The 17281-nt window shown below is 45.9% G+C and carries 19 protein-coding genes and 1 pseudogene; all 20 read right to left on the bottom strand.

Features of this window, described 5'->3' with window-relative positions:
• Positions 1 to 563 precede the first annotated feature (563 nt).
• The 20 genes and pseudogenes from AC23P2_RS27955 to AC23P2_RS28050 all read right to left on the bottom strand — a co-directional run bounded on the left by AC23P2_RS27955 (position 564) and on the right by AC23P2_RS28050 (position 17206).
• Positions 564 to 875 (bottom strand): transposase, encoded by a 312-nt coding sequence (locus tag AC23P2_RS27955; protein ID WP_487776249.1) that lies wholly within the window; start codon positions 873 to 875, stop codon positions 564 to 566.
• On the bottom strand, positions 856 to 1584 hold the full coding sequence (locus tag AC23P2_RS27960) for a transposase (RefSeq protein WP_487776250.1): 729 nt from the start codon (positions 1582 to 1584) through the stop codon (positions 856 to 858). Before AC23P2_RS27960 ends, AC23P2_RS27955 begins: the two co-directional genes overlap by 20 nt.
• Before the next feature lie 15 nt (positions 1585 to 1599).
• The gene (gene istB, locus AC23P2_RS27965) at positions 1600 to 2340 is read right to left on the bottom strand and encodes an IS21-like element helper ATPase IstB (RefSeq protein ID WP_487776251.1); all 741 of its coding nucleotides are present in this window, start codon (positions 2338 to 2340) and stop codon (positions 1600 to 1602) included.
• 30 nt (positions 2341 to 2370) lie between these two features.
• Positions 2371 to 2829, bottom strand: a complete 459-nt coding sequence (locus tag AC23P2_RS27970) for a hypothetical protein (RefSeq protein WP_487776252.1) — start codon at positions 2827 to 2829, stop codon at positions 2371 to 2373.
• Positions 2819 to 3322, bottom strand: coding sequence for a hypothetical protein (locus AC23P2_RS27975; protein WP_487776253.1), 504 nt, complete (start codon positions 3320 to 3322; stop codon positions 2819 to 2821). Before AC23P2_RS27975 ends, AC23P2_RS27970 begins: the two co-directional genes overlap by 11 nt.
• Positions 3276 to 3908, bottom strand: coding sequence for a transposase (locus AC23P2_RS27980; RefSeq protein WP_487776254.1), 633 nt, complete (start codon positions 3906 to 3908; stop codon positions 3276 to 3278). The genes AC23P2_RS27975 and AC23P2_RS27980 overlap by 47 nt, the downstream gene beginning before the upstream one ends.
• 439 nt (positions 3909 to 4347) lie before the next feature.
• Positions 4348 to 4548 (bottom strand): transposase family protein, encoded by a 201-nt coding sequence (locus tag AC23P2_RS27985; RefSeq protein WP_487776255.1) that lies wholly within the window; start codon positions 4546 to 4548, stop codon positions 4348 to 4350.
• Between the two features lie 310 nt (positions 4549 to 4858).
• Positions 4859 to 5353, bottom strand: coding sequence for a transposase (locus tag AC23P2_RS27990; RefSeq protein WP_487776256.1), 495 nt, complete (start codon positions 5351 to 5353; stop codon positions 4859 to 4861).
• Positions 5354 to 5482: 129 nt separating this feature from the next.
• Positions 5483 to 5572: pseudogene (locus tag AC23P2_RS27995) on the bottom strand (hypothetical protein); the annotation flags it as partial.
• Positions 5573 to 5731: 159 nt separating this feature from the next.
• Positions 5732 to 5911, bottom strand: coding sequence for a transposase (locus tag AC23P2_RS28000; protein ID WP_487776257.1), 180 nt, complete (start codon positions 5909 to 5911; stop codon positions 5732 to 5734).
• Positions 5912 to 6101: 190 nt separating this feature from the next.
• Positions 6102 to 7202, bottom strand: a complete 1101-nt coding sequence (locus AC23P2_RS28005) for an endo-1,4-beta-xylanase (protein ID WP_487776258.1) — start codon at positions 7200 to 7202, stop codon at positions 6102 to 6104.
• A gap of 27 nt (positions 7203 to 7229) precedes the next feature.
• Positions 7230 to 7565, bottom strand: a complete 336-nt coding sequence (locus AC23P2_RS28010) for a hypothetical protein (protein WP_487776259.1) — start codon at positions 7563 to 7565, stop codon at positions 7230 to 7232.
• 81 nt (positions 7566 to 7646) lie between these two features.
• Positions 7647 to 9077 carry a family 43 glycosylhydrolase gene (locus AC23P2_RS28015; RefSeq protein WP_487776260.1) on the bottom strand — a complete coding sequence of 477 codons (1431 nt, stop codon included), beginning with the start codon at positions 9075 to 9077 and terminating at the stop codon, positions 7647 to 7649.
• Positions 9078 to 9103: 26 nt separating this feature from the next.
• Positions 9104 to 9859 (bottom strand): acetylxylan esterase, encoded by a 756-nt coding sequence (locus tag AC23P2_RS28020; RefSeq protein ID WP_487776261.1) that lies wholly within the window; start codon positions 9857 to 9859, stop codon positions 9104 to 9106.
• A 187-nt stretch (positions 9860 to 10046) separates the two neighbouring features.
• Positions 10047 to 11975, bottom strand: coding sequence for an alpha/beta hydrolase-fold protein (locus AC23P2_RS28025; RefSeq protein WP_487776262.1), 1929 nt, complete (start codon positions 11973 to 11975; stop codon positions 10047 to 10049).
• Between the two features lie 30 nt (positions 11976 to 12005).
• The gene (locus tag AC23P2_RS28030) at positions 12006 to 13397 is read right to left on the bottom strand and encodes a glucuronyl esterase domain-containing protein (RefSeq protein WP_487776263.1); all 1392 of its coding nucleotides are present in this window, start codon (positions 13395 to 13397) and stop codon (positions 12006 to 12008) included.
• A gap of 13 nt (positions 13398 to 13410) precedes the next feature.
• Positions 13411 to 14514 carry an alpha/beta hydrolase-fold protein gene (locus AC23P2_RS28035; protein WP_487776264.1) on the bottom strand — a complete coding sequence of 368 codons (1104 nt, stop codon included), beginning with the start codon at positions 14512 to 14514 and terminating at the stop codon, positions 13411 to 13413.
• A gap of 18 nt (positions 14515 to 14532) precedes the next feature.
• Complete coding sequence (locus AC23P2_RS28040) at positions 14533 to 15612, bottom strand: alpha/beta hydrolase-fold protein (protein ID WP_487776265.1); 1080 nt, start codon at positions 15610 to 15612, stop codon at positions 14533 to 14535.
• A 13-nt stretch (positions 15613 to 15625) separates the two neighbouring features.
• On the bottom strand, positions 15626 to 16789 hold the full coding sequence (locus AC23P2_RS28045) for an alpha/beta hydrolase-fold protein (RefSeq protein ID WP_487776266.1): 1164 nt from the start codon (positions 16787 to 16789) through the stop codon (positions 15626 to 15628).
• A gap of 42 nt (positions 16790 to 16831) precedes the next feature.
• Complete coding sequence (locus AC23P2_RS28050; protein WP_487776267.1) at positions 16832 to 17206, bottom strand: hypothetical protein; 375 nt, start codon at positions 17204 to 17206, stop codon at positions 16832 to 16834.
• Positions 17207 to 17281 lie beyond the last annotated feature (75 nt).

Here is a 17281-nt window from a genome sequence, read left to right on the forward strand (position 1 = left end):
TTGAGATTAGAAATGTACTTGAAGAGAATAATCTCCTGTTTTCAGATAAAAATCTTAGTTGGGGTGCAAGTGTAAATGTCCAAATGAAGCAGACTGATTAGCAGGTATTGAGACGTTGGTGTGGCGTTACTGCCAGACAACAAAGTGTGTCCAAATAAAGCAGACTGATTAGCAGGTATTGAGACAGCTCTATCACTATCTCCATATATTTCTAGTGTTAGTCCAAATGAAGCAGGCTGATTAGCAGGTATTGAGACAGCAGCATCTTTAGAGCTTGTCCAGTTGCTAACTTTGATGTCCAAATGAAGCAGACTGATTAGCAGGTATTGAGACCGTTTTGCATCTGAAGACGCAACCAAAACTGCAGGTCTAAATGAAGCAGACTGATTAGCAGGTATTGAGACACTGCTCCTCCGCTTTTTTCGCATGCTGAATATTCCGATGAAATTGAGCAGCCTTCTGCGATTTAAATCGGTTCTGATTCACTTTAGGTGACGGGAGCCATTCTGAATAGGACTCTTATCCGCAATAAGTCGAAGCCAGCTCGCCCATACATTGAACGCTTAATTGTTTTCAAGCGATTCACCGCTCCAGCGGCCTGGGTGCCCTTCAGTTTGTCCATTGCTCCAATGGGAACAGAAAGCTTGCTCAACGGCGGTATAGTCTTGCCTTAGACCACGCACAAACCCAACGTAAGCAGATAGTTGTTCAGCCTTTTTACACCATTGGGCTAAACCATCGACCCGCTTTTCTTTCATAAGATGATGAAATTCTTTGCGCAAGGCATTTACTTGTCGAATGGGTTCATTTTCCTTCAGTAAATGGGTCAAGAAGGCATTTTCATCAATTGACCACTCATCTTCTGGCTGATCCAAAAGTCGACAAATTCTGCGACTGTTGTAACTGTTTGTTTTCCTGGTAGGAGGTAAAACAGGCGTTAGCTCTAACCGTGGATAGGCTGACAGAAAGTCCATTGTAGCCAAAGTTTTTGATTTCAATCAGCAGTTGCTTTACGTTGGTTTGTCCTTCCAGCCAACGCTTGCGGAGATACCCCTCATAAAGTAGCAGATTTGGTTGTTTTGGGGTCTGCCGAGAAACAAACTGATTTTGGTGCCAATAGCGAATCACAGTGTTTCTGGCAATACCCAGATGAAGAGCAATGGCTCGCCTTGCGTGACCTTGGGCCTGAAGTTGTTTCACTTTTTGATACATTACAAAACGCTTTGAGGTATAACTTGTTGGAGACATTGTCATGAGTTTTGACAAGTCATTCTCCCAAGTCAGAAAAGGAGGTAACTGTTCTTCACTCAAGGATTTAACCGCAGAAGATGAATCAATTGTCAAAAGGCTGGTTTTAAGTGATTGGTTGATGGTACTGCGTTGAGTATCCAAAAAACGTTCTACTGCTTGCGAAAGATTAGCTAACAAATGCCACCTATCTGCTATTTGAACAGCATTGGGGCAAGCCTTAGTGATAGCATTGGCATATGCACCGGAACGGTCACGTGAGTATTCCGATAGTAATTGATGAGGGTATTCCGATGCAATTTGCGCAGCTGTGGATAACTTAGAGAAGTGATGCAAATATAGTTAAAGAATTCATTTAGGATTATTTTTCGCGGTGTTTCTCAAGGAGCCACCTTTAAGGTCAATACGATGGGTGTGCGATAAAATTCTATCCAAAATAGCATCCGCCAAAGCAGGTTCCGCGATATAATCATGCCAATTGGCCACAGGCATTTGAGCAGTGATGATAGTGGAAGCTTTGCCATGTCGGTCTTCAATGAGTTGTAAAATGGCGAGTCGCGCACCGGTATCCAGTGGTTGAATACCCCAGTCATCCAGAATAAGCAAATGATATTTTTCAATTCGGGCAAGTTCTTTGATATAAGAACCATCGGCTTTGGCCAGATGAAGCCGTTGCAGCAGCTTAGGTAATGAAAAATAGATGACCCTAAACCCCATCTGGCAGGCTTGATAGCCCAAGGCCGTGGCAATAAAACTTTTCCCGCAGCCCGTCGCTCCGGTGATAATTATGTTTTCATGTCTTTTCACAAAAGAGGTATCAGCCAATTTATAAACCATATCCTTACTGAGATTTCTTTCGGAAGCGATGATAATTTCTTCCACCGTGGCTTGGTAGCGGAATTGCGCCTGTTGGATAGCTGAGCGTGTTTTTCGGTGTTGCCTGTCAAGGATTTCGGCCTCTACAATTTGGGCCAAGAGCTGCTGTGAGCTTAGGTGTTTATCCACTGGCAGTTCGCAGAGGGTTTGGTAGGCATTAGCCATCCCCATTAATTTGAGTGCTCGCATTTGAGAGATAGTTTCGTGTGTATTCATTGTGCTTTGTTTTACGGTTGAAAAGAAAAACTATTGATAGTGACTTGCTCCACGGATATTTTCGTGATAAATGCCCGTTGGTGAGGTAATTGTTTCATCTGCTAAGGGAATGTAGTCCAACTCTCGGTCGAGAATACTTTTAATAAGTGTATAGGATATTCCCTCATAGGCGATAGCTCTTTGACAGGCATTCTCCATGCGTTGAGCACCTACCTTTTTGGCCAAACTCAGTACGCCAGCGCATGATTTATAGGACTGAGCAGGGTAGGTTTTTCTGTTGAGCAACTGTTGGATGGCCAAATGAGTATTCATCCCGATTTTGAGGGCTTCCTGCTCAAAGAAAACGGGGGACCAATTCATCAGCCATTGGTGTTGAGCGGGCAAATGCTCTTTCAGAGTGGTGTAATGATGTTTAGATACCATGCGTTGATGGGTAGCAATTCGTTGGTAGTTGTGGTAAATCTCTACCGTCTCCGCATTATAAACCATCTTTACAAATTGACCCACAAGCGTATAAGGCACTGAGTAGTAGTGCCTGTCCTCGGAGAGAAGTGGAGTGGCAATCGGGATGGACCTTGGCCGTATGATAGGATTGTAATTGATATTTTTCCGAGGGCAATGGCCTCAAAGCGAAACGTTCAACTTCTTCAAAACGGGAACGACGGGAATAGTCTTTTCCATGAAAAAGAGCCTGATTATGAAAGGGCAAAATGGCCTCATTGAGTGCCGCAAGAGAACTGAAGACCTGATTACGAAGCGGGGCATAAATGCGTTGATAAGCAAGTTGAACCGCCTTTTCCACTAAGGATTTATCGCGGGGTTTTCCACTTCGGGCCGGATAAATGCAGCTGCCGTAATGAGCGGCAAAATGCTCAAGGCTCTCATTAAGATGGGGTTCATAACGGTTCGGTTTAGTGACTGCGGACTTCAGATTATCAGACGGTCGGCCGCTGCCGTATGATGGCTTGTGGAACACCGCCAAAATAAACCAACGCGTTTGATAATGCGGCTAAAAAGTGGGTTTTGCTTTGCGAAGGGATAGCTTCCACATAGGTAAGCTGACTACAGGCTAAGGTAGCCACAAAAACTTCTGCTGCTATGCTTTGGGCCGTGGGAATATCGGTCCAATACAACTTGCTGCCGGCAAAATCAATGAAAAGCTTTTCCCCAGCCTTGTGCTCCAGATGCATGATCACCTGCTGATGCTTCTGCCATTGGCGGAACAGGTTGCAAAATTGAGAGAATTGAACTCCGTCCGGTTGTTCTTTACGATACTCCAACCAAAGCAGTTGATGGCTTACACCGACACGAGACAATTCCTGCTCATAGTTTTTAAAACGTTCATGCAGGGTTTGATGTTTGGGAGAGGGCTCTGCAGGCTTACCGCTCACTAACCGATGAAGCGCTTCATCACTCCAGGTCAGCGCTTCTGACAGGTCCTTAAAGTAGCTCTTGAATAAATCAAGGTAGTGCCTGACGGTGTTACGGGAAAGACCCTGAGTGCGAGCAATCTCACTGCGAGAGATGCCCTGTATCTGCAATTGAATGATTCGTCTTATCTGGTACATCTGGGTAAGTTTGTTAGCCATCGCTTGCTCGAATACGGGGTTTATCAGCGTATTCTAAAACAAAAGATGGATTCTCTAACAGACTTATCCACACCTGCGCAATTTCAATCGGAATTACCCGGTCAATTTAAATCGCAGAAGGCTGATCAATTTCATCGGAATATTCACCTTTCCTAAAAGCAAAATCATCAACCCCTAGACGCTTAACCACAGACTGTTTCATTGGTGGTGTCTTATGGCTAATGCGTAAGAGAGTAGAGTAACTCACTGGCTGACCGATTAAATGACATAGTCGGGCTGATGGTCGTGCCCCAGTTTGTAAAGCAATAAGTTGAAGTTGTTGTTCCACACGGTTAAGTCGCCTGGTATAAGGCTTAAACGTCGATGAACTTTGGGCAAATATCTTGCGTGGACAAGCAGAATTATTACAAAAAAACTTTCATAAATGAATCTGTAACGTGACCGGTTTGCCACTGATGGCTAAATCGGCCAATCTACGTTTGTAAAAGCTATGAACTTTATTGGAGGGCGTTTGACAAGAAGAACATAAACTGCTCAACTGGGTAGCCATTAAGACAATTTGAATGCCATTGGCCGAAACCTGTTGGAAATATTCAGGCATGATCAGGGATAAATTCATGCCCAAATCTGAGAAAAATACTACTTTTTACCTAAAGTGAATCAGAACCAATTACTATCGCAGAATGCTGGTGATGCACCACCAAGCAGACGCGATGGATAAGTTTGTTGCGAACGGCATTCAAAACTGACATTTTGTTCTTGCCTTCAGCGACCTTTCTCAAATAATAGTCTTGAATTTCCCCTTTGACTCAAATGGCGGACATGGCTCCTAAATGAAAAGGCTTTTTAACCGTTTTCGGGTATGATGGTTAACCTTAGTTTTTCCTCTAATGCTACTGCCCGATTGGTAGCGCACGGATTTCTATGGTTTATGCAAGCATAGGTGTATAATTTTTGTCATATTTTTTTTGGTTATGGACAACGGCACAAACCCGATGGATAAGCTTGTTTCTGACAGCATTCAGGACTAACATTTTATTTTTGCCTTCGGCAACTTTTCGCAGATAATAGTCCTGAATTTCGCCTTTTACTCTGATGGCAGACATGGCCGCTAAATGAAAAAGTGATTTTAATCGTTTTCGAGCATGATGACTAACCCCCGTTTTTCCTCTTACAGTACTGCCCGATTGGTGCGGGAATGGAACTACTCCTGCGTGACAGTCGGACGGCCGATGCCGCCAGTTTTTTAGGATCAGAAATAGCGTTAAATTCATTAGTAGCGACATAACCTCTGAGGCGGTAACAGCACCTACACCAGGCACAGAGGTAATACAATCAAACAGTTCTTTCAAATGTGGGTCTTTTTCTATCAGTTCTTTAATTTGCCCGTCTACTTTTTCAATGTCTGCATTGATTGCGTTCAAGGAAGCTTGGCAAGTTTTTAAGAGTTGTTTTTGAATTGAGGAGTCTACAAATGATTGTTGCTCATCAAGAGGCTGTTGTAGTTGTTGTCGTACCAACAATAACCGTTGGCGAAGCGCACTTAAAGCAGCTAATTGTTGAATTACTTGCCTTGGAGGCTGCCAAAACCTGATTTTATCTCTAAATCGAAAAGCATACTTCGCAATACGAACTGCATCAATAGCGTCCGTTTTTCCCTTTGAAGGCCGCCTGTTTTTTTAATCTGCAGGCTGTTTTCTAACCGCTCGGCGACCCCATAGGAAAATCCGCACTATTTACTATTCGATAAAAATACCTAATCTTGAAATTTTACCATAGTACAAATCTAAAGGGCGACCCCGTCAAAAGGAACAACCCCTGCATGACAGTCGGACGGCCGATGCCGCTAATTTTTTGGGATCAGCAATGGCAGTAAATTCGTTAGTAGTGATAATTACCTCAGAAGCAGTAGCTGAACCTACTCCTGGTACAGAAGTAATTAGTTCAAAAAGCTCTTTTAAATGTGGGGCTTTGTCTATCAAATTTTTAAGCGGGGCGCCGTTGCGGTCTTTTTCTCATAGTCAAATTTAGTTGATATATTAAATCCGCCTATTTTTCCCTCCAAACAAATGTAGCAACGTCAGTGGTGAAGGTACGGCAAAAAAATAAAAACCTACCAAATGGATATTCTCTTTATTACTTTTAGAGGCTTCTCACTTGGTAGGTTTTTGCTTATTTCTTCAGCCCGATTACCGAGTAAAAAGCGGGTTTGGGCTGGTTGTTGCGGTCAAAAAGCAACGGGTAGTTAGTACGGCCGCGCACAGGCCAGCCATTAAGCCAGCTGTTGCCGTCGTTGACACCCCAGAACGTAACCCGTGTCACTTTGTCTTTATGTTTTAAAAATAATTTAAAAAGAGCCTCATAATCAGCCGCTAATTGCTTTTGTACATCGTCGGGTAAGCCTGCTGTATAAGGGTTTAAACTTGGATCACTACCCATTCGTTGATTGACGTCGGCTCCTTGAAAATTGCGGGGTAATACTTCAATGTCCAGCTCAGTAAACATGACTTTCAGACCCAATGCGGCATATTGTAAAATACTTTCCTCGATATCTTTGAAAGGGACTTTACCTACGTGCCAGTGCCCCTGAATCCCCACGCCGTCGATGCGCGCGCCCGAAGCTTGTACTTTCTTGATGAGGTTGATACAGCCCGCGCGTTTGGCAGGTTGTTCGTTGTTATAATCGTTGTAATACAGTTCCACATTGGGCGCGGCCTGCTGCGTGAGGCGGAAAGCTTCGGCGATGTAGCCTTCACCCAGATAATCTAGGAAAACAGTTTTGCGCAAAGTTCCGTCTTCGTTCAGGGCTTCGTTAACTACATCCCACGAAAAGATATTGTCCTTGTAGCGGCCCGCCACGGTTTTGATGTGGTTTTCAAAAAACGTCTGAATGGAGTCTTTGCTGCGAATGCCCCGAATGTACGACGGTAACTGACTGTGCCAGATCAGGGTATGGCCGTTGATTTTAATGTTGTGTTTTTTGCCGAACTCGACCAGTTTGTCGGGAACCTCAAAAGCATACGTATCCCATTTCGGATGGATTAACGCCGATTTCATCACGTTTTCGGGCGTTGCCATATTAAACTGGCTCACAATCAATTGGGTCATCGCAGGGTCACGCTCCTCAATCTGGCTATTGTTCAAGGCCGTCCCGATGCCAAAATCATTTTTAAAGGTATCTTTCAACGACGGAATGGATTGAGCAAAACCAGTTGTTGCTCCCGCCATCAGAATGGCCGTACTTACAGCCTTTACGCTTTTTTTTGAAAACATTTGATTATTGGGTTAATGAATAAATAACTACTGTTTGGCAAGCTTCATCTCACCGCGCTCGCTTTTTACGACCAACTCTTTGTCGGAAACCAACTCGCCTGTGTAGCTCATTTTGCGGTCGTTAAACGAAATGGTGTACGAAATCTTTTTGCCTTCTACTTTGCCATCTTCAAGCTTAGCCTCGCCAAATTGTGTTTTCCACGTGCCTGTCAATTTGTCGCCTTCCACTTTGAAAGTATAATTTACTTCAAACGTGCCGTTGGGCGTTTCGCGGCTGCCTTTCCAGTTGCCGTCAATAGGGTTCTGCGCCATGGCTACAAGGCTGGCGATTGATAAAATCAGAGAAAAAAATAGAGTTTTCATTGTGAAAAATTGGGGGTTTTTGAGTGAAACATTTATTGAAAAAACGGTTATAAATTTGCTTATCAGCTCTACAGAGCACAATTAATGCGCCCTGAAATTCCATTTAGAATTATCACTTTCAAAGTCAAATTCGGCAAGCATCGGTGTGCTATCTCCTGATGATACCAATGCCAGCTTTTTGCCCGAATTTGGCACTACCTTGGGCATGATTCGATAGGTACCATCCGTTAGCTGGTCTATTCGCCATAATTGTTCTGGACTACCTGTAAAGACGGGGACAGTTATTACCTGAGCATCTGCGGTTGCGGATAATGCTCGTTCGGTACCTGCTAATACAATTTTGTAATATGGACCGCCTAAATAACCAGTAGAGTCAGGCGCATCGGTAATGGTCCATTTTTGGTGAGGGCGATACATGTAATCACCTATGCGTACATTAATATTACCTGTTGGCCAATTTTTAATTACATCAGCTAATTCCTGAGCAGGAACTGGTTTAATAGGCTCGGTATTGGCTTGGCTAAATCCTCGCGGGGCAACAGCCATTCTGCTAAAATCTACGGCGAGTTCTAAACCATATCCTCTTCTAACCGATTCTATTTCATAAGTGCCTTCTTTAAATTTTTCACCAGCTATCGGCCAGCCATCTTTCCAGACAATGGGAAGGATACCCAATACACTGCGACCACCCTGATCTAAATCTGCCTCATAATGAATTGACATTTTTTCAACACCTTTTTCAAGAATTATTCGTCCAAAATGCCCGGGGCCTATGAGTCGCCCACGCGTAGCCACCACCATTTTGCCACCACCTTCCATCATGCTTCTACCTACATTATCAACGTACGGCCCGGTTACTTTTTTAGAACGGCCTACGACAACATTATACGTTGAGTTGGCACCATCGCAACAGCTCCCGTGGGTAGCAAGTAAATAATACCAGCCATCGCGATATATCAAATCAGCAGCCTCACAAACTATGGCTACATCTACAGGTTTATTTCCGTCTTTGAGTTTCCCTGTTTTTGGATCTAGCTCAATAATGCGAGTGAATCCATAATAGGTACCGTAGGCTAACCAGAGGCGGCCTGTGGTAGGGTCTAACATGATACCAGGGTCTATGGCATCGTTTTCTTCGTAACCATCAGAAGTAGCCACTATTATGGGTTCAGAATACTTGAAGTCGGGCGATTTTGGATCAAGTGTCTTATTCCACATCGTATAGATAATACCTTTGTGCGAAGGACTACCACCCGTTGCCCCATAGACCACCAGATAGCGATTGCCAATTTTGATAGCATCAGGAGCAGCCCCCCCACCTGGCCTGACACCGCCTCCAAACCACGTCCAGCCATCTTCTGATATTAACCCTCCGCCACCTGTTCCAAAGGTGTAGAATTTTCCGTCACATTCTACAATGGTTGAAGGGTCATGGATGAAGGGTTTGCCTACCTGGGCTAATACAGTAGTTGCAAGTAGTACTGATAAAAAAGCAATTAGTTTACATTTCATTTTTTTGTTAAAATTTTGATGAGAATTTAATCTTTGCTGATACTGATATTTTTGACAGGCTGGCCCCTTTCGTCAATAAAACGAAGGCAAAAATTAGCCATCCCTGGGCCATTAATTACGGCTCCCCGAATAATATTTCTCCCCTTTTTTAAGGTTAATAAGGGTGACGCCACATTGTCAACTATCATATCTCTGTCACCTGAAAGCATCAGTATTTCCTGACCATTGAGCCAAAACATCCCTCCCGAATTACACCCTGCAGTCATTCTTACATTCTGAATTTCCTCTGAACAGTCAATGACGGTAACCAACCAAAAAAGTAAGCCATACTTCGGTTTGTTGATGTCGTAGGAAAAATTGAACAAATTAAAATTAAAGGTTTTACTATCCAGAGCATACCAGTTGAGCGCCTGATTATCAACCTTTACCATTTCACCAGCCTTGGGTATCATTAAATAATCTTCCGAAAAATTATTGTTTTTGAACTCACTGCGTAAGTAATTGTCGGTGAAGATATTATTTCTTGCTATGTCTTTCTTGATTGGTTCTAACACCAACCACCTATGAATAAAACCATTGGCATAGGGAGCTATTTTAGTGTTGGTAGCCAATTTAAAGTGCCTTGTTAATGTATGTGTAGTGTCACCTTTTATAGGTATTGGTGGCAGCGGTGCTCTTTGCGGACCAGGGGGCTGCGCTTTGGCTTGGTGTATAAAAGTTTGTCCACTAAGCAGAATGCTCAATGACAAAAGTGGAAATACTAACTTTTGTATTCTTTTCATCGTTTGGGTTCTTTAAAAACAGGCCAATTTTCACTTGTAAGTATATTTTCAAAATTCGCTCATTATCCATGATTTTGGACTAACTACTTTACTTATCTGGCTTCGGCTTCACACAGATACCAACAATCAAAAGTTGTTTTCTGCGCGAAGCCGAAGGGAACTTCTACTCTACATTCCAGACCATCATTTACTTAAACAACAACTGAGAAAATCCGAACAGGTCATGCCGCCAAACGGGCCATGTATGCCCGCCTGCGTATTCGCTGTACTGGTACTTGATGCCCATGTCGTCGAACTTCTTCATCATAATCTGACAGTTGGCGTGGGCAATGTCTTCTTTACCTCCCTGCGAAATCCAGAATTGTTTGATGTTGGCGTTGATTTTGTCTTTGTTGGCCTGCATGAATTCGTACTGAGGATCAGAGAGTTTGGTATTGTTGGCCCACCAGCCTGAACTGAATACCCCGAGATAGCCGAACAAATCAGAATTGCGAACACCAGCGTGAAGCGTTTGCAAACCACCCATCGAAAGACCTGCCAGCGCGCGGTTTTTAGCGTCGGTCAGGGTGCGGAAATTGGCTTCCACAAACGGGATGACAGCGTTTTTGAGCTCGTTTTCAAACTGGTTTAACTGCTGCATCCCAAAGCCTGCCACACCACCACCGTTACCGTAGAAACTCCCGTCCACCATTACAATCAACATCGGTTTGGCTTTGTTTTCGGCGATCAGGTTGTCGAGAATAACGTCCGTACGGCCCTGTGTAGCCCAGCCACGCTGGTCTTCGCCTCCGCCGTGGAGGAGGTACATCACGGGGTATTTTTCAGAAGACTTGTCATAACCCGGAGGCGCATACACGTACATTTCGCGCCACGCGTTGGATGCTTTCGAGAAGTATTTTTTGATACGAATGTCGCCGTGTGGGACGTCTTTAAGGGTATAAAATCCGCTGCCTTCGTACGGGATTTCGATGCCGCTAGCCATGCGCCCCATGCCGTAGAACGATTCGCTGGCAGGGTCAGCAAGGGCTACCCCGTCGATGATGAGCGAGTAGTAATGGAAACCACGGCTGATGACATCCGTCGTCACGTTCCAGAAGCCTGCGGTATCCTTCACCATGTCGTATTTTTTACCCAAGTCTATCTGAACCTTCTGTGCCTGAGGTGCTTTAACTTTAAAAACTACGCGGTTATCAGGCAGAATCTGCGGGTATTTGCCGTTGCGGATGTTGGTAGCCGCAGGCGTTCCCAGCACCGAATACGAAGGAAACGACGCCGTATCGACGGGTTTAAACAGGAATTGCGAGAACATAAACAACCCGTTTTTCCACACCTTAAAGTCGTGCCCGCCCGCTTCGAGGTAATAGATGTGCGGTACGCTGTTTTGGTACAAATAATCGTGGGTACGTTTGCTGAACGTGATGAGCCCGTCGGCATCGCCGCACGAAATCCAGAGTAGCTTCAGTTTTTGTTTGGCCTCTTCGGGATTGGGCACCAATTCCTGCGGTGTTTTGGTGTTGGGGGCCGACGAAAACCCGCCCACCCAGGCGAATTTGTCCAGATTGCCCAACCCAAAGTTCAGCGATTGCCCGCCTCCCATCGACAAGCCCGCAATGGCGCGGTTTTCGCGGTCGGTGAGCGTCGGGTATTTTTTCTCCACAAACGGAATCAGGTCGTTGAGCAGGTCTTTTTCAAAGGTTGCGAAGGCTTCTACCTTGTCTTTGTCAAAGATGTTTCCCACCGCACGATCGTCTTTCATGGCGCGGCCGTTAGGCATGACCACAATCATGGGCGCGAGTTTGCCGTCGGCGTACAAATTGTCCAGAATCACCTGTGGATTCCCACCTTTGAGCCACTCTTTTTCGTCGCCACCAATGCCGTGCAGCAAGTACAACACGGGGTATTTGGTCTTTTTGTTAAAATTGGGCGGCATGTAAATGAGTGCTTTGCGGGTACTACCGACCGTTTTGGATTCGTACTTCACCGTGTCCAGTTTACCCATGGCAATGCCCGTTCTGACCTGATCAAAACTTTTGGGCATTTCTTTGTCGGTGGGTTGAGCATGCAAGCCACCCACAAAGGCGAAAAGTGCAAAACTAAAATGCAATAAATGCTTCATAATGAAAGGGTTTAATCAATTAAGCCAATATCATTCGTAATATTTACAATCACCCCAATACCGACAGGCCCACGCAATCCACGTGCTCCAGTTGGGGCCTGTACTATGTCCGCCTGCGTGTTGCCGAAAGGCTATTTCTCCGTCAATCAGCGGAGTGCCGAGGCGGGGAAAATCAGAGGTACCTAAGTCTTTCTTCCCAAATAATTTGTAAACAGGTCCCGCATGGACACCCGCCAGAAACATGCCTTTGGCATCCACCCACTGCCCTTCCACCTGCGGTGAACCTGAGCTAATAAAAACAGGTCGGGGGGCCGACAACGCCACAAGCGAATGGCCGTCGACGGGCATATCCTGCGGCGTGAGCGGCCCTGCGTACTTCAGAAAATTGCCGCAGAACCAATGGTATTCGCCTGAACCAGCCAGATTTTCAGCTTGTTCGCCAAAGATTCGACGTAGAATCTTGGCACCGCCAGCCCCTGATGACCCGATGAAAGCCAGCGAGAAACGAGGCTCAAAGGCCATGGCGACGGCGGTGGCTTTTCCGTAGCGCGAAAGCCCTTCGATAGCAATGCGCTTGGTATCAACGTCCTTGTCCATTTCAAAATAATCAACGGCGCGGCTGGCACCCCACGCCCATGCCCGCAATGCACCCCAATCGTCTGGCTTTCTGAATTGTCCCTTGTTACAGAGGCCAATAATTCCGTCGGTCAACCCTGCGCCATTGTCGGCCTGAATGCTGGAGGGGACGATAATGGCATACCCCCAGCCTCTGGAAATCAGTTGCTCTTTCCACGTCGGTTCGCCCGCCGACCCTAATCCAATGGGCTGAACGGGGGTATTATTCCCAAACGGAGAACGGATAAAGCCAAATTCCATGACCACAGGCACGGGCCCCGACGCAGTTTTAGGAGTTGCGAGTACTAGTTCAATGTTGACACTGATGGCTGGGTACGCCGAATTGTCCACCACACCCCGCAGTGTTTTTTCTTTAATGGGTTGATTCCCAACGGTAGTATCTTTGACCGACACTACCTGCCAGTTTACTTTTGGTATAGTTGAGGGCAATCGACCGTAAATTTCCCGTTCAAAATCTTCCACCAATTCAGGCCGCTTGGTAGCCACCCAGTCTTTGGCCGACTTTACTTTTTTCCCGTTTTTGAGTACCAACGGATCGGGTAATGTATAAGGCGGCACCTTCGCTTCGTCCCGATTGGCGGCATTGGGCGCGGATGGGTTGCCCGATGGCCCCGAACGAAGCGATTGGATGCCTAGCTGGTTCAGCATTTGCCGATGGTCGGCCGCTGTTTTTCGCTGCATCCGTGCCATCAGGCTATCTTGTTCGGGCGTGCGGCGTGGCTGCTGCGCAAAGGCAGCTGTCAGGGCAAGTAAACCATGCAGACACAACAGAACCGTTTTTCTCATCTGATTTCTGGTGTTATTTTTTGAACAACATCGGGGCCAATTGGTACAAACTCCGACGCCACGTCTGGAACTCGTGGGCAGTGCCTTCTGAAACATAAGATACCGCGTTGAAACCCGCCGCTTTCAGTTCTTCCGCTGCTTTTTTGACGCCGTCGGGGCGCTCTTTGCTGCCGCAACTCAGGAACACCAGTTTCACTTTCGATTTGTCGGTGATGTCGGTCGGGGCATATACGCCGCCGCTGAGCAGTCCGTAGTACGAAAACACGTCAGGATTATTGAGGGTAATCATTTTGGTTTCCATGCCCCCCATCGACAAGCCCGCCATTGCGCGGTTGTCTTTGTTGGCCAACGTACGAAAATTAGCGTCGATGTACGGAATCAACTCGTTGATTAACACCGTCTGGAAGGGCTCAATCTTGAATTCACGGATTTTACCAAACTTCACCTCGTTGGTCATGCCGTAGGTATTAACAATGATAAACGGCTTGATTTTTCCTTCTGCAATCAGGTTGTCCATGATTAAATTGGCGCGTCCCTGATTCATCCATGCCGTTTCGTCTTCGCCCCAGCCGTGCTGTAAATACAACACAGGGTATTTTTCTTTTCCTTTTTCATAACCTGCGGGTGTATAGACAAACGCCCGGCGCGAAGTGCCCGTGCTTGGCGACGGGAAAAGTACCTGCTGCACATGCCCGTGCGGTACGTTTTTGAGGGCATAAAAATCCTGATCTTTGGCAGGAATCTCAATGCCACTTTCCCAGCGCACCGAGCCGTAAAAATTGAGCGTGCCCGGGTCGTTGAATTTCCCGCCGTCAATTTTGACGTTGTAATAATGAAAGCCCTCGTCCATTGGCCCTTCGGTGGTGCCCATCCACGTGCCGTCTTCGGCTTTGGCGAGTTTTGTTCCTCCTTTTCCTCCCAGCCCCAGACTTACCCGCACGCTGTCGGCAGCAGGCGCTACGATTTTGAAACGGGCGTAACCTTGAGAATTAACCATCGGGTATTCCTGACCCGGTTGGTTGAGGCTGGACGGTTTGAAGTCTTCGGCGATTTGGGCATGGCAGAGTCCGATGGACAGCGCCGAAGCCATAAAAGTTGACAAAATGCGGTTTTTCATCATCATAAGGGTTTGTTTTTACTTAAAAATTTGCTGTAATGAATTGGCTAAAAACAGCTTACAGTTCATCCACGTATGCCCGCCGGAAACAATAATCGGTTCGACCTTGATTTTCTTTTCCTGAAACATCGCGATGTTTTGTTTCACACTTTCGTAAAGAAAATCCTCCGTTCCTACGCTGATGGTGAACAGTTTAAGCTGTTTGTTGATCTTCTCGGCATTGGGCGACCAGTCGGCAAAGTTTTTCTTGAATTCGTCGGTAGCGGTGTAGGGCGCGTACGAACAGATGTAGGCAAACGTGTCGGTGTTGGTAAAGCCGATGTTCAGCGTTTGCCCGCCACCTACCGAAAACCCTGCCACGGCGCGGCCTTTGCTGTCGGTTTGGGTGGGGTAATTGGCCTGCACAAACGGAATGATGTCGTTCACCACGTCTTTGGTAAAATCGGCCATCGGAGCGGGACGAACGTTGCCGTAGGGCATCACAATAATCATGGGTTTGGCTTTGCCCTGCGCGATAAGGTTATCGGCGATGAAGTTGGCCCGCCCTACTTTGGTCCACGTCTCTTCGGTGTCCGACCCGCCATGAATCAGGTACAACACAGGATATTTTGTCTTGCCGCTTGCGTCAAAGTTAGGGGGAGTATATACCAACAATTGGCGGGTTGTATTCAGTGTTTGAGAAGAATACATATGGTACGTCACTTTGCCATGCGGAACATTTTGAAGGCTGTGAACCAGTGGCTTATCGCCTTTTACTTCTACGATGCTCCGCTTGAATCGTTCATTGGCAAAAATCAGCGTGTTATTAGGGTCAGCGACGCCTACCCCATCCACGGTAAAATTGTAGGGGTAAATATCAGGCGTGACGGGAGGCACCGTCACCCGCCAGATGCCCGAGGTGTCTTTGGCCAGTAAAACGGGTTCTTTCAAAAATTCACCCGACAGTTTTACCTCACGCGCCGTTCGGGAAAAATAGGTAAACGTGATGCTGTTGTCGGCATGGACGTTAGGTGAACTGATGGCAGGCGGGCGCGGCTGGGCCAGTGCGCTCATGGAAACGAACCCGAAAATAAGTGAGAAAAATGCGGCTTTGCTCATGGTTTTTGGGGCTTTATTTGAACAAAACAGGCAGTGTCTCATTGAGGTACTTCTTCACGTTCATCCACGTGTGGCCGCCGTCGGTGACGTAGCTTTTGTAATTTATCTTCTTGGCTTTCAGGTAGTCTTCAAACTCGACGGTGCCTTTGTACAGAAAATCATCGGTTCCGATACCCGACCAAAGCAGTTTAAAATCTTTGTTGGTTTTGGCAGGATTGGAGGTAATATTGGTAAAACTTTTGTCCATCTCAGCGGGCGAAATGTAGGACGCATAGCTACACACATACGCAAACTTATCGACGTTGTTGAACGCCGTGCGCAACGTCTGTCCACCTCCGCGCGAGAAGCCGCCAATGGCGCGGTTGTCGCGGTTGTTGATTGTCCGATAGTTCTTTTCGATGTACGGAATGACGTGGGACACAAGGTCAGTTTCAAACAACTTCATGCGGCGCAGGGCATCTTCACCGTCGCGGCTCATCACATCGGCAGGTTTGTCTTTGCCCGTTTGCTCGGCAATTTTCGCCAGCGGATTCCCGTAAGGCATCACCACAATCATGGGTTTAGCCGTACCCGCCGCAATCATATTGTCGAGCATCAGGTTTACCTTTCCTACTTTCCAGAAAGTTTCTTCGGTATCGGTTGTGCCGCTGATGAGGTAATAGACTGGGTATTTTTTGGCGGTTTCCTTGGTATAACCCGCTGGCGTATAGACGACAACCGTACCCGTTGAGCCTTCAACCGACGGATAATATTCGTACGTAATGGAGCCGTGAGGTACGTTTTTCAATGCATAAATGGCAGGTTCATCCGCAGGGATTTCGACCAGACTGGCCTTGAACCGCTCGTTAGGAAAGAAAGCGACGTTGGCGGGGTCCATCACCGTCACGCCATCGACTTTAAAACTGTAAGGGTAAATATCGGGTTTGATTGGGCCAACGGTCACTGACCACACGCCTTCTTCATTTTTGGTCAACGGCACATCGGCTTGCCCGAACTGACTTCCTCCCAACAGCACCGTTTTGGCGTTAGGTGCTAAGTACGAAAACGTGACGGTTTTGTCGGAATTGACTTTGGGTGAAATCACAAACGGGCCGCGCGGTGGCTGACTTTTGACAATCATGGGTATTGCCAGTATCGCAAAAAGCCCAAATAATCGAATAATTGCTTTAAGTTTCATATTTGATAGAGTTAAAGGTTAGTACATCTACAGTACGACAAGTTAGGGAGTATGGTCATTTTGAATATTATTAGATTGAGAATTACTTTCTATTATTATTCTTAATTTATCTTTTTCACTAATAATCATTTTATCTAATTTTTCTTGATTAATATCAGGTTTATCTCTTTTTGTGTAAATGCTTGACAATGAATTAATAATTTTACCCCCAACTTTTTCACCAAAAGATTTTTTAAATACATCAAGTGATTCTTTATGAGTTAAGAAAAACAATTCCCGTAGCTCCTTATCCATAGTCGCAAATAGAAATATTTCATCAGCATTGTCTTCATAGTAGTATTGAGTACTCCAAAAAGATAAGTATGTTAAATCCCAAGCTGCATTCTTACATATTTTAATTACGGATTCATAACTCATACTAAATTTAAACTAAGGTGACGTATTTTTAATATAAGGGAAACAGGTTAAAGAAATAACCTTTTGAGCAGATTC

The sequence above is a fragment of the Runella sp. R0.1_18 genome (genome assembly GCF_057652155.1).

Excerpts from the sequence above, each read along its gene's own strand:
- AC23P2_RS28030 (WP_487776263.1), bottom strand. The coding sequence starts at position 13,397 with ATGAGAAAAACGGTTCTGTTGTGTCTGCATGGTTTACTTGCCCTGACA.
- istB (WP_487776251.1), bottom strand. The coding sequence starts at position 2,340 with ATGAATACACACGAAACTATCTCTCAAATGCGAGCACTCAAATTAATG.
- AC23P2_RS27985 (WP_487776255.1), bottom strand. The coding sequence starts at position 4,548 with ATGAATTTATCCCTGATCATGCCTGAATATTTCCAACAGGTTTCGGCC.
- AC23P2_RS28035 (WP_487776264.1), bottom strand. The coding sequence starts at position 14,514 with ATGAAAAACCGCATTTTGTCAACTTTTATGGCTTCGGCGCTGTCCATC.
- AC23P2_RS28025 (WP_487776262.1), bottom strand. The coding sequence starts at position 11,975 with ATGAAGCATTTATTGCATTTTAGTTTTGCACTTTTCGCCTTTGTGGGT.
- AC23P2_RS28015 (WP_487776260.1), bottom strand. The coding sequence starts at position 9,077 with ATGAAATGTAAACTAATTGCTTTTTTATCAGTACTACTTGCAACTACT.
- AC23P2_RS28040 (WP_487776265.1), bottom strand. The coding sequence starts at position 15,612 with ATGAGCAAAGCCGCATTTTTCTCACTTATTTTCGGGTTCGTTTCCATG.
- AC23P2_RS28005 (WP_487776258.1), bottom strand. The coding sequence starts at position 7,202 with ATGTTTTCAAAAAAAAGCGTAAAGGCTGTAAGTACGGCCATTCTGATG.
- AC23P2_RS27970 (WP_487776252.1), bottom strand. The coding sequence starts at position 2,829 with ATGGTTTATAATGCGGAGACGGTAGAGATTTACCACAACTACCAACGA.
- AC23P2_RS28050 (WP_487776267.1), bottom strand. The coding sequence starts at position 17,206 with ATGAGTTATGAATCCGTAATTAAAATATGTAAGAATGCAGCTTGGGAT.
- AC23P2_RS28010 (WP_487776259.1), bottom strand. The coding sequence starts at position 7,565 with ATGAAAACTCTATTTTTTTCTCTGATTTTATCAATCGCCAGCCTTGTA.
- AC23P2_RS28045 (WP_487776266.1), bottom strand. The coding sequence starts at position 16,789 with ATGAAACTTAAAGCAATTATTCGATTATTTGGGCTTTTTGCGATACTG.
- AC23P2_RS27980 (WP_487776254.1), bottom strand. The coding sequence starts at position 3,908 with ATGTACCAGATAAGACGAATCATTCAATTGCAGATACAGGGCATCTCT.
- AC23P2_RS28020 (WP_487776261.1), bottom strand. The coding sequence starts at position 9,859 with ATGAAAAGAATACAAAAGTTAGTATTTCCACTTTTGTCATTGAGCATT.